This window comes from Streptomyces sp. NPDC024017, assembly GCF_040638895.1.
GTDB lineage: Bacteria > Actinomycetota > Actinomycetes > Streptomycetales > Streptomycetaceae > Streptomyces.
The window spans coordinates 1,030,401-1,044,702 of the sequence record NZ_JBEZYZ010000001.1; the positions used below are offsets into that span (position 1 = coordinate 1,030,401).

The following is a 14,302-nucleotide window of genomic DNA, read 5'->3' on the forward strand; positions in this document are numbered from 1 at the left end:
CGCACGGGGGTGCCCCTGGGGGCGCACACGCGCTCCAGGGGCACCTGTTCCGCTGTCACCCGGCACGGTCAGCCGCCGAGCGCACCGCCCGCGTCCTGGGAGTGCGCTTGTGTGACCATCGTGTCCGTGCTCAGGTGGATCACGCCGTAGTCGTAGGCGTGCCGTCGGTAGACGACACTCGGTTCCTTGGTCTCGGAGTCGACGAACAGGTAGAAGTCGTGCCCGACCAGCTCCATCTCGTAGAGAGCCTGGTCGAGAGTCATGGGGGCTGCGACGTGGGTCTTCTCGCGGACGACGATGGGGCCGTCACCCTGCACTTCCAGCGAGCCGATCTTCTTCGTGGGTACGGCCTCGGGCTCCTCCTCGGGAGCCGGCACCAGGCCGTTTCCGTTGAGCGTGGCCACGCCCGGGACGTGGTCGGCGACCTCGGCGGCCGGGATCCGGCGCGCACCACGGCGCGAGTACCGCTTGTCGTGCTGCCTGCGCAGTCGGGCTTCCAGCTTTTCCGCCGCCAGGTCGAGCGCCGCGTACGGATCGCTCGCCGCTGCCTCCGCCCGGATCACCGGACCGCGGGAGCGGAGCGTGATCTCCACTCGGTCACAGCGGTCGGCCTGCCGGGGGTTGGGCTCCTTGGACACCTCGACGTCGAGGCTGATCACCTTGCCATCGAGCTTCTGGATCTTCTCCAGCTTCAGCTTCTCGGCCACGTGCTTCCGGAACCGCTCGGGCACCTCGGTCTTGCGGCCCTTGACGACGATGTCCACGCAGAACTCCGTTCCCGGATCGCTCCGCTTCGGTGCGGAGCGTCTCCCTTTTGCACCAGGTTCCGGTGAGTCCCGGAACCTCGGACTCGGTGACTTCCACCTCCTCCCCCGTGAGCGAGATCTCCACTCCACCGTCGCGAGTGATGAAGAAAAACCCGCAGCACGGCATTCGGATTCGTGAGGTGTGGCCTGCGGCTTTCCCTCTCAACCGAACATATCTCGCCCGGACGGATGTCGTCACCCTCTACTGCGGCGTACCTCCGTTCAGGTGAATAGGCCCTCTCGTTACCTGCAACGACACAAGATCTCAGTCAGTTCCGGTTTATTTCGAAAGAGTCCGGTGATGCCGCGACCACCGCCGCACACACCACCTCAACCACTCCGCCGGCGTCCACCGCGCCCGCGTTTACCTGCCGGGCGGGCCGTCGGCCCGTCCTCTCTCGCCTTGATCCGACGTTCTGTTCCTCTCTGCTTTCCCACGTCTCTCCCCCGTACACGGCCGAAGTCCAAGCAGCGCTCGGAATCGGCCCCGTCGCCCCGGGCGGGATCTCCGGGCGGCACGAGACCGCCCGTACGGCTCGCGCGGCCTCCGCCAGGGAGGCCCCCGTGGTCATCACGTCGTCGACGAGGACGACCGGCCCTCCGGAGAGCAGCCGGGCACCTCCGGGAGCCACCGCCAGCGCGCCCGCGAGATTGTCCAGTCGCTGCCGGGAGTTGAGCCCCGACTGGTCGGCCACGGCCCGCCGCTGCCGCAGCACGCCGACCACCCGGGCCGGAAGTCCCTTCCGCCGCAACTCGCCCGCAGCCGCGAGGGCGATCCGCCGCGCCGGATCATGTCCCCGGGCCCGCACGGCCCGCCGCCCGGACGGCACCGGCACGAGCAGCACGGGAGCCCTGCCGCCCCGGGACCACGCCACCCCGGCGCCCGACCCGGCCGAGGCTCCCCGGAGCCCCGCACGCACGGCTCCCGCCAGCGCCACCCCGAGCGGTCCGGCGAGCGCCAGGGCACCCCGTTCCTTGTGGGCCAGCAGCGTCGCCCGGACCTCGTCCGCGTACCGGGCCCCCGCATGCACCGCGGGCAGCCCGGGCGGCTCCGGCGCCGGCCGTACCCGATGCACGGCTGCTCCGCTCAGCACCGCACGGCACCGCGCGCACAGCACCGTACGAGGCACCCCGCAGCCCCCGCACTCGCCCGGCAGCACCAGGTCGGTGAGGTCCTGCCACCACTCCCGCATGGCCACCACTGTGCCGACCCGGGCTCGATCCGGCCACCCCTGTGGACAACCACCTGTGGACAACCGACCGCCCCCGCCACCTGCGTGTCCCCCACACGAGCGACGCCCGCAGCAGCCACGAGCAGCAGCCCCCTGCACGCCCCCCGACGCACCTCACCCCGGATAGACCGGCGCCGTCCCCTCCGTCACCTTCTGCCACTGCTCCCCCGACGGCAGGCGGACGATGCCGTCCACCGAGTACGCCACCAGCGGCAGCTGGTCGTCCTCGGCGGCGGTGACCTCCTTGACGCCGGTCAGGGCCGCGGGCGTCGGCACGTCCGGCGTGGAGCCGTCGACCTGGACGTACCGCATCTGCTCGACGCCCCCGTGCTCGCGCCCGACCACCACGAGCCGGCTGTCCCCGGCCCACGACATGGTGGTGACCTGCTCCAGCTCCGGCGTCGCGGAGCGCAGTTCGACCACTCTGACGGCCGGCTTCGCACCCGGCTTCTCGTCCCGCTCGATCAGCCCGATGAGCAGGGTCTTCTTGCCGCCCTTCTCCACGACGAGCGCGATCCGCACCCCGTCGGCGGCGACCCGCACGGACTGGATCCGTCCGTCCAGGTGCGGCATGCGCACCTGGACGGGATCGCCCTTGCCCTCCTCGAAGAGGAGCAGCCGGGGATGGTCGGGGTCGCGGTCGGCCACCCACAGGCCGTCGTCCGCGTCCCAGCTGGGGGTCGTCAGCCGGTCCTTCTCGGCCCCGCCCTGGCTGCGCAGCACCGGCTCGCCCAGCGAACCGCCCGAGACCAGCGACCCCACGTACAGCGACTTGCCGTCCAGGCTGACGCCGGCCGCGGTGTGCTCGTCACGCGACACCGCCGCCGACCGCAACGCCGTGTCGCCGTCACCGAGCGCCCCCGGCGCCGGGTCCGGCTCGGTGCCGCTGCTGCCCGCGGGGATCCGTACGAGGCGGTGCTTGCCGTCCACGAAGTACAGGTAGTCGGGGTGCCGCGCCGAGCTCCGGGAGGCCGCCGCGTCGGCCGCACCCTGCGTGAGCGAGCACAGCTCCGCCCCGTCGGCCCGCAGCTCGACCTCGTCCACGGCGGGGCTGAGGTTCCGCAGCGTGAACAGTATTTGTGCGGCCATCTCCTGGCAGCGGTTGGTGCCGATGCCCGCTGCCTTGTCGTTGAGCGGGACCGTCAGCTTGTTCCGGTCGTCGGGCGTCAGCGCGCCCGCGTCCTTCGCCAGTGCCGTACCGGTGGGGAAGCTCGACCTGACGACGGGCCCGAGCCACCGCGTGGGTCCGTTGAGCAGGGTGCTCACCATCTGCGTCATGGGCTCCACACGCCGGCGCACGTAGACGGGGTCGGCGACCGCCGTGGGCGGCGCGTTCGACCCGGCCGCGACGGTGTTCGAAGCGAAGTAGTACTTGCTGACGGACATGTAGTTGCGCTGGAAGTCCGACTCGCCCATGACGACGCCCTGCGGCAGCGAGTCGATCCGCCACTGCCGTTCGTCGTCCTGCGTCAGGTGCACGCTCCTGCCGTACGCCCCGGTCGCCGGCGCGTACGCCTGCTGCGCGTCGACGGTGGCGACCTTGGTGCCGGTCAGCATGTACGAGATCTCGCCGGTGTCCTCACCGCCGCCCCCCGCCTCGGGCTTGGCGCCCGGCCCGTCCGTCAGCACCGTGGCCGACGCCTCGGGCCGCCAGGTCTTCGCGGCTTCACCGGTCAGGTACTGTCGCGCGGTCTTGTAGTGCGGATCGTCGCTGGTGAGCGCCTCCAGGAAGCCCTGGACGATCTCCGAGGGCGGCGCGTCCTCCCCCGGTGGCACGGCGAACACCCGCACCTGGGTCTCCTGGCGCGGTGTGGACTCCACACCCCGTAGATCCCCGCTGTCCGGCATCGAGGCACACCCCGCCAGCACCAGGACGCCACAGGCGGCGTACGCCATCACGCGCGCGTGCCTGCGCCGGCCGCGCCCCTCGCGGTCAGCGCCCACGAGATGCCTCCCCTTGCCTGTCCACGTGCCCCGGCCCGGTCTCCCGGCTGCCCGGGCCTGTGGAGCCGTCGTCCTCGTCCCGCGGGCCGTTCACGACCGGACCCCGAGTCGGTCCGGGGCCGCCGGCACCCTCGTCGCGCGCCGTCCCCTCAGGGCCGCTCACACCCCCGCGGGGGGCCGACTGCTGCGCCCCCGCCGATTCGTCCTGCCTTCGCGTGCCCGAGGCGGGCCTGGGCACCACACGCGAACCATTGCCGGGCAGCGCCGTCGGATCCGCCGTGGGGGCCGCACGCGGCGGTATCGGGTCCCGCTTCGCCCCCTGCGGCACCGGCCCGCTCACCGGCTGCGCCGGCACGGTCGCCCGCTTCTCGCCGTCCCCGCCACCGCACGGCAGACCGGCGTCGTCGAGTCCCCGGTTCCGCCGTGAGTCCTTGGGCTCCAGCGGTATCGGGGAGCCCCGCAGCGGCTCGTCGGCGGTCCTGGGCAGCGTCAGCCGGAACTGCGAGCCGCCGCCCGGCTCGCCCCACGCCTGCAGCCAGCCGCCGTGCAGCCGCGCGTCCTCCAGGGCGATGGACAGCCCCAGACCCGTACCACCCGTGGTACGCGCGCGTGCCGGGTCGGCCCGCCAGAAGCGGCTGAACACACGGGTCGCCTCGCCCGGCTTGAGCCCGACCCCGTAGTCCCGCACCGCCACGGCGACCGCACCGCCCGCCGCGGCGAGCTTGACGACGACATCCTTGCCCTCGCCGTGCTCGACGGCGTTGACCACGAGGTTGCGCAGCACGCGCTCCACGCGCCGGGCGTCGGCCTCGGCGACCACGGGCTGCTGGTCTCCCAGGATCCGGATCTGCGTGCCCTTGCGCTCCGCGAGCGGCTCGGCCCCGCTGACCACCCGCCGAACGACGTCCCTGAGGTCTATCGGCTCCGCCTCCAGAGCCGCGGCACCCGCGTCGAACCGGCTGATCTCCAGCAGGTCCGCGAGCAGCGACTCGAACCGGTCCAGCTGGTCCGCGAGCAGCTCCGCCGACCGCGCGGTCACCGGGTCGAAGTCCTCACGCGCCTCGTGGATGACGTCCGCGGCCATCCGTACGGTCGTCAGCGGCGTACGCAGCTCGTGCGACACGTCCGACACGAACCGGCGCTGCATCCGCGACAGGTCCTCCAACTGGCTGATCTTCAACTGGAGGTTCTGCGCCATCTTGTTGAAGGCCTCACCGAGCCGCGCGATGTCGTCCTCGCCGGTGACCTTCATACGCTCCTGAAGCCGCCCGGCCGACAGCCGCTCGGCGATCCCCGCCGCCATCCGCACCGGCGTGACGACCTGCCGCACCACGAGCCAGGCGATGGCCCCGAGCAGGACGACGACGAACAGCCCGGCCGTCGCCAGCGTGCCCTTGACCAGGCTCAGCGACTTCTCCTCCTGGGTGAGCGGGAAGAGGTAGTAGAGCTGGTACGGGTCCCGGTTGGGGTCGTTGACCTGCTGGCCGATGACCAGGCCGGGCTGGGAGTCCTTGGTCTCGTTGTTGTAGATGATGCGGGTGTAGCTCTGCGCGGCCGTCGTACTGCTGCCGACCCGCTCGCGCAGGTCGGCAGGCACGCTCTTGCTCCAGTCCACCTCACCCGAGGCACGCGGCCCGCGCCCGCCGGCGCCGTCCGCGTCGGAGACCGGGAGCGTGACCACGTCGAATGCGCCCTGGCCGCCGCTGGACAGGGAGGAGACGAGGTCGCTCATCCACTGGATGACGTTCTGCGCGGGACGGCCGTCCGCCGTGGCGACATCGTCGCCGGTCCCGCTCGCCGCCTCGTCGGCCCGCTGCTTGGCCACCGCGAACCCGCCCGTGGCCTGGCTCTGGGACGCCTTCACCTTGGCGTCCAGCAGGCCGTTGCGCACCTGCCCGATGACGACGAAACCCAACAGCAGCACCACGCCCAGCGACATCAGCAGCGTCGTGACGACGACCTTGAGCTGGATGTTGCGCCGCCACAACCGCATGACGGGCAGCAGCGGCCGACGCACCCACCGCATGAAAAGGCGGATGATCGGGCTGCCCTGGACCCCGCCCTGGAGCAGCAGCCCGCTCTCCAGGAACCGTGCCCAGCGGGAGCCGGACTTCTTCCGCCCGACAGGCCGCTCCGGGCGGGCCCCGGACCGGCCGGGCGCCGAAGCGGCACTGTCGCCGGACATGTCAGCTCGGCCCTGCCTTGTACCCGACACCACGGACGGTCACCACGATCTCCGGCTTCTCCGGGTCCTTCTCGACCTTGGAGCGCAGCCGCTGCACATGCACGTTGACCAGCCGCGTGTCCGCCGCGTGCCGGTAGCCCCAGACCTGCTCCAGCAGCACCTCGCGGGTGAACACCTGCCACGGCTTGCGCGCGAGCGCGACCAGCAGGTCGAACTCCAGCGGCGTCAGCGCGATCGACTGCCCGTCCCGCTTCACGGAGTGCCCGGCCACGTCGATGACCAGGTCACCGATGGAGAGCTGCTCCGGAGCGGGCTCCTCCGACCTCCGCAGCCGCGCCCGGATCCGGGCCACCAGCTCCTTCGGCTTGAACGGCTTCACGATGTAGTCGTCGGCGCCGGATTCCAGGCCCACGACGACGTCGACGGTGTCGCTCTTCGCGGTCAGCATCACGATCGGCACGCCCGACTCCGCCCTGATCAGGCGGCACACCTCGATGCCGTCCCGGCCGGGCAGCATCAGGTCGAGCAACACCAGATCGGGCTTGGCCTCACGGAACGCGGCCAGCGCCTTGTCTCCGTCGGCCACGAACGACGGCTCGAAACCCTCACCACGCAGCACGATGCCGAGCATCTCGGCCAGTGCGGTGTCGTCGTCGACGACAAGGACTCGTCCCTTCATAAACGACATCATCCCATTCTCATAACAGTGGCGAAGGCAGTGGTGAGGTAGGTCACCGGCCAGTGACCATAGTCGCAGCAAGCGCTACTGTCTGCCTTCGCCGGTCCGCAGATGATCTCCAGCAGGGGCTGAGACGCGAGAGTGCCGGAGCCCGCCGCCGCCCCGTGCACCCCGCGCAGCGCCCCGGCTCAGCCCGCCGTCACCCGACGCGACCGCGCACACACCTCCGCGAGTGCCTCCGCCGTCACAGGCGAAACAGCGCCCTCCTCCGTGACGATCGCCGTCACCAGCTCGGCCGGAGTCACGTCGAACGCCGGGTTGTACGCCTGCGTCCCCAGCGGCGCCACCGGAATCCCACCGCCCGCCTCCCCACCGACCACCGGCACCTGCGGCGCCGTCACCTCGGTCACCTCATGCCCAGGACGCTGCTCGACCTCGATGGACGCCCCGTCCGCCGTGTCCAGATCCACCGTCGTCACCGGCGCCACCACGATGAACGGCACATGGTGGTACCGCGCCAGCACCGCCAGCGGATAGCTCCCGATCTTGTTCGCCACCGAACCGTCCGCCGTGATGCGGTCCGCCCCGATCAGCACCGCGTCCACCTCCCCGGCGGCGAACAGCGACCCCGCCGCGTTGTCGGTGAGCAGCGTGTACGCCATCCCGCTGCGCGCCGCCTCGTACGCCGTCAGACGAGCGCCCTGCAGCAACGGCCGCGTCTCGTCCACCCACAGCCGCCGCAGCCGCCCCGCCCGGTGCGCCGCGAGCGCCACCGCGAACGCGGTCCCCTCGCCGCCCGACACCAGCGAACCGGTGTTGCAGTGGGTGAGGATCCGGTGGCCTCCACCGGGCAGCAGCTCATCCAGCAGCGCCACCCCGTGCTCGGCCATCCGCCCACTGGCCTCGGCGTCCTCCCGGTGCAGCTGCCGCGCCGCGGCCAGCGCCGCCGCGGCCGCCTGCCTGACGTCACCGACCTTGGCGAGCGCGGCCTCGTACGCCGAGTGCGCCCGGCGCACACCCACGGCCAGGTTCACCGCAGTCGGCCGGGCGCCCGCCAGCGAGGCCGCTGCCTCGTCCACGTCGAAGCCCCGCACGGCGGCGAGCGCGACACCGTACGCCCCCGCGATGCCGAGCAGCGGTGCCCCGCGCACGGCCAGCGAGCCGATCGCCTCCACGAGCGCGGACGCATCCGTACAGACCAGTTCGACCTCCTCGGCCGGCAACCTCGTCTGGTCCAGCAGGACCAGAACGGGGCCTTCCGGTGGCTCTTCCCAACGGATCGCCGGGATCTCGGTCGGCCGCTTGTCATCGCCGCTGTGCGCGTACTGATCAGCCATGCGGTCAGTCTGCCCCCTATCGAGCGGACAATTGAAGGTACGCAGCCCATACCGCGGCCGGTCACTCCAAGACCACCCCATGGCACGATGGCTGCCAACCTGCCGCCGCGACCGCGGACGGGCACCGTGAAGGAGCGACGATGAACGACACTCCGGGCTGGGCCTCGCCCGGATCCGCCCCGTCCGACGGGCAGAAGCCGGACCAGTCCGGCCCTGCCGAGCCCACCGACCGCCCTGGCCCCGCCCAGCCCGCGGACCAGCCGGCCCAGCCCGGCCAGACCCCGCAGGGCTCCGGCCCGCAGTGGTCCAAGGAACAGCCGCCACCGGCCCAGTGGTCCGCCCCCAGCGGCCCGGCCGTCCCCGGCCAGGCGCCCCCGCCTCCGCCCCCCGGCCCGGGCTGGGGCAACCAGCCCTCCGGCGGATACGGCCCCGCAGGCCAGCGCGGATACGGCACCCCTGGAGGACACGGCGGCTGGGGAAGCGGCTGGGGCGGACCCCCGCCCGCCGCCAAGCCCGGAGTCATCCCGCTCCGCCCGCTCGGCGTGGGCGAGATCCTCGACGGCGCCGTCTCCACCATGCGCACCTACTGGCGCACGGTTCTGGGCATCTCGCTGACCGTCGCCGTCCTCACCGAGGTCATCGTCGTCCTGTTCCAGGGCCTCGTCCTGGACGACTCCAGCACCGACGCCCTGAACGACCCCAGCGCCACCCTCAGCGAGCTGAGCCGCGCCATGGGCGACGCCCTGCTCAACTCCAGCGTCGTCTTCGTGATCTCCCTGGTCGGCACCGTCATCGCGACAGCCCTGCTCACGACCGTCACCAGCCGCGCCGTGCTCGGCAAGTCCGTGACCATCGGCGAGGCCTGGCGCGACGCCCGCCCTCAGGTCCTCAAACTGTTCGGCCTCATCTGCGTGTTGCTGCTCATCACCGTCGGCGTCGTCACCGTGGGAGCCCTGCCCGGCCTCCTCGTGACCGTCGCCGGGAGCAACGGCCCAGGCGTCGCCCTCACCGTCCTCGGCATCATCGGCGCCGGCATCGTCGCCCTGTGGCTCGCCATCCGCTTCTCCCTCGCCTCGCCCGCCCTCATGCTGGAGAAGCAGGGCATCAAGAAGGCCATGAGCCGCTCCGCGAAGCTGGTCCAGGGCACTTGGTGGCGGATCTTCGGCATCCAGCTGCTCGCCACGCTCATCGCGAACGTCGTCGCCTCGATCATCGTCATCCCCTTCACCCTCCTCGCCGCGGCCCTCAGCGGGGACGGCCTCACCGGCTGGCTCAACACCGGTGTCGGCAGCCTCGGCTGGACGTTCCTGATCATCAGCGGCATCGGCTCGGTGATCGGCTCCATGATCACGTTCCCGATCACGGCGGGCGTCACCGTGCTCCTCTACATCGACCAGCGCATCCGCCGCGAGGCCCTCGACCTCGAACTGGCCCGCGCCGCCGGCGTCCAGGGCTACGGCTCCACCGCCCCCGGCGCCACCCCGGGGAGCTGATGCGGTGAGCAGGGCGGGGGAACTTCTCACCACGGCGCTGCCACGCGCCGGCATACGGACGCTGCTGAGCGCCGGCGACACCTCCCTGCTGTCGCCGGCCCGCTCCGCCGACGAGCCGCCCCTCACCACCCCGCGCGACCCCGCGCGCGAGGCGGCCCGGCGCGAGCTGTCCAAGCGGATGTACCACGAGGACGACCCCAGCCTGTTCCAGCGCGCCCTCGATGCCTTCTGGGACTGGCTCGGCAAACTCTTCAACGCCGCCTCGACCGCCACCCCCGGCGGCACACTCGGCCTGGTCGTCATCATCCTGGCCGTCATCGCGGTCCTGGCCGCCCTGTGGTGGCGCCTGGGCACCCCGCGCCGCCAACCCACCTCGTCCGCAGCCCTGTTCGACGACCGCCCCCGCAGCGCCGCCGACCACCGCGCCACCGCCGAGGCACACGCCGCCCAGGGCCACTGGAACCAGGCCGTCCAGGAACGCATGCGCGCCCTCGTCCGCGCCCTGGAGGAACGCGCCCTCCTCGACGTCCGCCCCGGCCGCACCGCCGACGAGGCCGCAGCCGAAGCGGGCCGGGCCCTGCCCGCCCACACCGACCGACTGCGCACCGCCGCCCGCGACTTCGACGACGTCACATACGGCGGCCGCTCGGCGACCGAGCAGTCGTACCACCGCATCGCAGAACTCGACCGCGACCTGGAACGCACCAAGCCCCAACTCGCGACGAGCAGCGCCGCCACGGCCCCCAACACCCGCCAGGGAGCCGCCGAATGACCACCGAGGCCACCCTCACGCCCACCTCGGCCTCGCCCACCGCCCGCCAGGTGTGGACCCGCGCCCGTGGCATCGCGCTCGCCCTCGTGGTGCTCATCGCGGGAGCCGTCGCCATCGCGGTCATCCGCTCCGACGCCCGCCACGGCGAACTCGACCCGCGCTCCGCCGACCCGGGCGGCAGCCGCGCCGTCGCCGAACTCCTCGCCGACCGGGGCGTGGACACCCGCGTGGTCACCACCCTGGACGAAGCAGCCACCGCGGCCGGGCCGGACACGACCCTCCTGGTCGCCGTCCCCGACCTGCTGACCCGCAGTCAACAGACCCGGCTGCACAACGCGTTCGCCGACTCCCACGGCCGTACCGTCCTGGTCGCCTCCGGCAGCGCCTCCATCGAGCGACTCGCCCCCGGCGTCACCGCCGACCCCGCCACCAGCCTCGACTCGACGCTCGCCCCCGACTGCGCCCTGCCCGCCGCCCGCCGCGCCGGCGCCGCCGACACCGGCGGCGTCCGCTACACCACCACCCACCTCGGCGCCGACGCGTGTTACCCCAGCGAACGGCTGGCCACCCTGCTGCGCATCCCGGACGACACGGGGGGCGGCGACACCGTCGCCCTCGGCGCGCCCGACATCCTCCTCAACGACCACCTCGACGAGCAGGGCAACGCCTCGCTCGCCCTCCAACTCCTCGGCTCCCGCCCCCATCTGGTCTGGTACCTCCCCTCGCCCTCCGACACATCGGCCACCGGCACCGACGACGAACGCAGCTTCTTCGACCTGCTCCCCTCGGGCTGGCTCTGGGGCACCCTGCAGCTCTTCATCGCTGCTGCCCTGGCCGCCCTCTGGCGGGCACGCCGACTCGGCCCCCTCGTGCCCGAAAAACTCCCCGTCGCGATCCGCGCCTCCGAAACCGCCGAGGGCCGCGCCCGCCTCTACCGCAAGACCGACGCCCGCGACCGCGCGGCCGACGCTCTTCGCTCCACCACCCGCACCCGCCTCGCCCCCCTCGTAGGCGTCCCCGTCACCCAGGCGCACACGCCCGAGGTCCTGCTCCCCGCCCTGTCCGCCCACCTCCACGGCGACGGACAGGACCAGCACGCCCTCCTCTTCGGACCACCGCCCAGCGACGACGCAGCACTCATCGCACTCGCCGACCGACTCGACGCCCTCGAAAGAGAGGTACGCCGTCCATGAAGGACCCGACCACTGACAACGCCGGGCAGACCGGGGACCCGGGCACCGCCCGAGACGCCCTGGAGGCCCTGCGCGCCGAGATCGCCAAGGCCGTGGTCGGCCAGGACCCCGCCGTCACCGGCCTCGTCGTCGCCCTGCTCTGCCGCGGCCACGTCCTCCTCGAAGGCGTCCCCGGCGTCGCCAAGACCCTCCTGGTCCGCGCTCTCGCCTCCGCCCTCGAACTCGACACCAAACGCGTCCAGTTCACCCCCGACCTCATGCCGAGCGACGTGACCGGTTCCCTGGTCTACGACTCCCGCAGCGCCGAGTTCTCCTTCCAGCCCGGCCCGGTCTTCACCAACCTCCTCCTCGCCGACGAGATCAACCGCACGCCCCCCAAGACCCAGTCGTCCCTCCTGGAAGCCATGGAGGAACGCCAGGTCACCGTCGACGGCACCCCCCGTCTCCTCCCCGACCCGTTCCTGGTCGCAGCCACCCAGAACCCGGTCGAGTACGAGGGCACCTACCCCCTCCCGGAAGCCCAGCTGGACCGCTTCCTCCTCAAGCTCACCATCCCCCTCCCCTCCCGCCAGGACGAGATCGACGTCCTCACCCGCCACGCCGAGGGCTTCAACCCCCGCGACCTCCACGCCGCCGGCGTACGCCCCGTAGCGGGCCCGGCCGACCTGGAGGCAGCCCGCGCCGCGATCGCCAAGACGACGATCTCCCCGGAGATCACCGCCTACGTCGTCGACATCTGCCGCGCCACCCGCGAGTCGCCGTCCCTCACCCTCGGCGTCTCCCCCCGAGGCGCCACGGCCCTCCTGGCCACCGCCCGCGCCTGGGCCTGGCTGACCGGCCGCGACTACGTCATCCCCGACGACGTGAAGGCACTCGCCCTCCCCACCCTCCGCCACCGCGTACAGCTCCGCCCGGAGGCCGAGATGGAAGGCGTGACGGCCGACTCCGTCATCAACGCGATCCTCGCCCACGTCCCCGTCCCCCGCTGATGGCACTCACCGGACGCGCCGCCCTCCTCGCGGCCCTGGGCTCCCTGCCCGTCGGCATCTGGGAGCCCAGCTGGACGGGCATCCTGGCGGTCAACGCTCCCCTGGCCGCGGCCTGCGCCTGCGACTTCGCACTGGCAGCCCCCGTACGCCGCCTGGGCCTCACCCGCTCCGGCGACGCCTCCGTACGCCTCGGTGACACGGCGGACGTCACTCTCACCATCACCAACCCGTCCCGCCGCGCCCTCCGCGCCCGACTCCGCGACGCCTGGCCCCCCAGCAGCTGGCAGCCCGGCACGGAAACAACGGCCTCCCGCCACCGCCTCACGGTCCCCCCGGGCGAGCGCCGCCGCATGACGACCCGACTGCGCCCCACCCGTCGAGGCGACCGCCAGGCCGACCGCGTCACCATCCGCTCGTACGGCCCTCTCGGCCTCTTCTCCCGCCAGGGCACCCACAAGGCCCCCTGGACGGTACGCGTCCTGCCCCCGTTCACCAGCCGCAAGCATCTGCCCTCCAAGCTGGCCCGCCTGCGCGAACTGGACGGCCGCACCAGTCTCCTCACCCGCGGCGAGGGCACGGAGTTCGACAGCCTGCGCGAGTACGTCCCCGGCGACGACACCCGCTCCATCGACTGGCGCGCCACAGCCCGCCAGACCACGGTCGCCGTACGCACCTGGCGTCCCGAGCGCGACCGCCACATCCTCTTGGTCCTCGACACCGGCCGCACCTCGGCCGGCCGCGTGGGCGACGCACCTCGCCTCGACGCCTCGATGGACGCGGCCCTCCTCCTCGCAGCCCTCGCCTCCCGCGCCGGCGACCGCGTGGACCTCCTCGCCTACGACCGGAAGGTCCGCGCCCTCGTCCAGGGCCGCACCGCAGGCGACGTCCTTCCCGCCCTGGTCAACGCGATGGCCACGCTCGAGCCCGAGCTCGTCGAAACGGACGCCCGAGGCCTCACGGCCACCGCTCTCCGTACGTCGCCCCGCCGCTCCCTGATCGTCCTGCTCACCACGCTGGACGCGGCCCCCATCGAGGAGGGCCTGCTCCCGGTCCTCGCCCAGCTCACCCAGCGCCACACAGTGTTGGTGGCATCGGTGGCAGACCCGCACGTCACCGAAATGGCCAAGGCCCGTGGTCATGTCGAGGCCGTCTACGAAGCTGCCGCGGCCGCCCAGGCCCAGTCAGAGCGTCACCGCACTGCAGAACAACTCCGCCGCCACGGCGTCACGGTCGTCGACGCCACTCCGGACGACCTGGCGCCGGCACTGGCGGACGCGTACTTGGCCTTGAAGTCCGCCGGACGCCTGTAAAAACAGTGGGCCCCCGAAAGGGGGCCCTAAACGCAGAATACCCCCGCATCCGAAGATGCGGGGGTATTCTCAACAATTGTTCGGCGGCGTCCTACTCTCCCACAGGGTCCCCCCTGCAGTACCATCGGCGCTGTAAGGCTTAGCTTCCGGGTTCGGAATGTAACCGGGCGTTTCCCCTACGCTATAACCACCGAAACACTATGAAACTGTCGAACAATGCCGCACCATACCGTGGCCTGGCATGGGGCTGTTCGTGGTTTCAGAACCAACACAGTGGACGCGAGCAACTGAGGACAAGCCCTCGGCCTATTAGTACCGGTCAACTCCACACGTTACCGTGCTTCCATATCCGGCCTATCAAC

General features: G+C 72.1%; 10 protein-coding genes, 2 rRNA genes and 1 pseudogene. 5 read left to right on the top strand and 8 right to left on the bottom strand.

Annotated features, from left to right (window positions below; genetic code table 11):
- Positions 1-68 precede the first annotated feature (68 nt).
- From raiA to mtnA, 6 genes and pseudogenes are all read right to left on the bottom strand, one after another.
- The gene (raiA, locus tag AB0G20_RS04670) at positions 69-764 is read right to left on the bottom strand and encodes a ribosome-associated translation inhibitor RaiA (RefSeq protein ID WP_361295707.1); all 696 of its coding nucleotides are present in this window, start codon (positions 762-764) and stop codon (positions 69-71) included.
- A 311-nt stretch (positions 765-1,075) separates the two neighbouring features.
- A complete protein-coding gene (locus AB0G20_RS04675; protein ID WP_361295710.1) occupies positions 1,076-1,999 on the bottom strand; it encodes a ComF family protein in 924 nt (307 codons plus the stop codon).
- Between the two features lie 153 nt (positions 2,000-2,152).
- On the bottom strand, positions 2,153-3,982 hold the full coding sequence (locus tag AB0G20_RS04680) for an LpqB family beta-propeller domain-containing protein (RefSeq protein ID WP_361295713.1): 1,830 nt from the start codon (positions 3,980-3,982) through the stop codon (positions 2,153-2,155).
- A 202-nt stretch (positions 3,983-4,184) separates the two neighbouring features.
- Positions 4,185-6,167: pseudogene (gene mtrB, locus AB0G20_RS04685) on the bottom strand (MtrAB system histidine kinase MtrB); the annotation flags it as partial.
- A 1-nt stretch (position 6,168) separates the two neighbouring features.
- Positions 6,169-6,858: a two-component system response regulator MtrA gene (gene mtrA / locus AB0G20_RS04690; RefSeq protein ID WP_361295716.1), complete on the bottom strand. Its 690-nt coding sequence runs from the start codon at positions 6,856-6,858 to the stop codon at positions 6,169-6,171.
- 176 nt (positions 6,859-7,034) lie between these two features.
- Positions 7,035-8,183, bottom strand: coding sequence for an S-methyl-5-thioribose-1-phosphate isomerase (mtnA, locus tag AB0G20_RS04695; RefSeq protein ID WP_361295719.1), 1,149 nt, complete (start codon positions 8,181-8,183; stop codon positions 7,035-7,037).
- 140 nt (positions 8,184-8,323) lie between these two features.
- On the opposite strand from mtnA, the gene AB0G20_RS04700 reads away from it, so the two are divergent.
- From AB0G20_RS04700 to AB0G20_RS04720, 5 genes are read left to right on the top strand one after another with little or no spacing between them, the layout of a single operon-like run.
- Positions 8,324-9,676, top strand: a complete 1,353-nt coding sequence (locus AB0G20_RS04700) for a glycerophosphoryl diester phosphodiesterase membrane domain-containing protein (RefSeq protein WP_361295722.1) — start codon at positions 8,324-8,326, stop codon at positions 9,674-9,676.
- 4 nt (positions 9,677-9,680) lie between these two features.
- Positions 9,681-10,448 (top strand): DUF4129 domain-containing protein, encoded by a 768-nt coding sequence (locus AB0G20_RS04705; RefSeq protein ID WP_361295725.1) that lies wholly within the window; start codon positions 9,681-9,683, stop codon positions 10,446-10,448.
- Positions 10,445-11,641: a DUF4350 domain-containing protein gene (locus tag AB0G20_RS04710; protein WP_361295728.1), complete on the top strand. Its 1,197-nt coding sequence runs from the start codon at positions 10,445-10,447 to the stop codon at positions 11,639-11,641. Before AB0G20_RS04705 ends, AB0G20_RS04710 begins: the two co-directional genes overlap by 4 nt.
- Positions 11,638-12,630, top strand: coding sequence for a MoxR family ATPase (locus AB0G20_RS04715; protein WP_361295731.1), 993 nt, complete (start codon positions 11,638-11,640; stop codon positions 12,628-12,630). Before AB0G20_RS04710 ends, AB0G20_RS04715 begins: the two co-directional genes overlap by 4 nt.
- Positions 12,630-13,940 carry a DUF58 domain-containing protein gene (locus tag AB0G20_RS04720; RefSeq protein ID WP_361295734.1) on the top strand — a complete coding sequence of 437 codons (1,311 nt, stop codon included), beginning with the start codon at positions 12,630-12,632 and terminating at the stop codon, positions 13,938-13,940. The genes AB0G20_RS04715 and AB0G20_RS04720 overlap by 1 nt, the downstream gene beginning before the upstream one ends.
- A gap of 78 nt (positions 13,941-14,018) precedes the next feature.
- Here the strand turns inward: AB0G20_RS04720 and rrf are convergent.
- A 5S ribosomal RNA gene (gene rrf / locus AB0G20_RS04725) occupies positions 14,019-14,135 on the bottom strand.
- A gap of 94 nt (positions 14,136-14,229) precedes the next feature.
- Positions 14,230-14,302 (bottom strand): 23S ribosomal RNA (locus AB0G20_RS04730); the annotation flags it as partial.

What these genes read in the sequence shown, in the direction of transcription:
- AB0G20_RS04700 (WP_361295722.1), top strand. Translation starts at nt 8,324, where the DNA reads ATGAACGACACTCCGGGCTGGGCCTCGCCCGGATCCGCCCCGTCCGAC.
- AB0G20_RS04710 (WP_361295728.1), top strand. Translation starts at nt 10,445, where the DNA reads ATGACCACCGAGGCCACCCTCACGCCCACCTCGGCCTCGCCCACCGCC.
- AB0G20_RS04675 (WP_361295710.1), bottom strand. Translation starts at nt 1,999, where the DNA reads ATGCGGGAGTGGTGGCAGGACCTCACCGACCTGGTGCTGCCGGGCGAG.
- mtnA (WP_361295719.1), bottom strand. Translation starts at nt 8,183, where the DNA reads ATGGCTGATCAGTACGCGCACAGCGGCGATGACAAGCGGCCGACCGAG.
- AB0G20_RS04715 (WP_361295731.1), top strand. Translation starts at nt 11,638, where the DNA reads ATGAAGGACCCGACCACTGACAACGCCGGGCAGACCGGGGACCCGGGC.
- mtrA (WP_361295716.1), bottom strand. Translation starts at nt 6,858, where the DNA reads ATGATGTCGTTTATGAAGGGACGAGTCCTTGTCGTCGACGACGACACC.
- AB0G20_RS04720 (WP_361295734.1), top strand. Translation starts at nt 12,630, where the DNA reads ATGGCACTCACCGGACGCGCCGCCCTCCTCGCGGCCCTGGGCTCCCTG.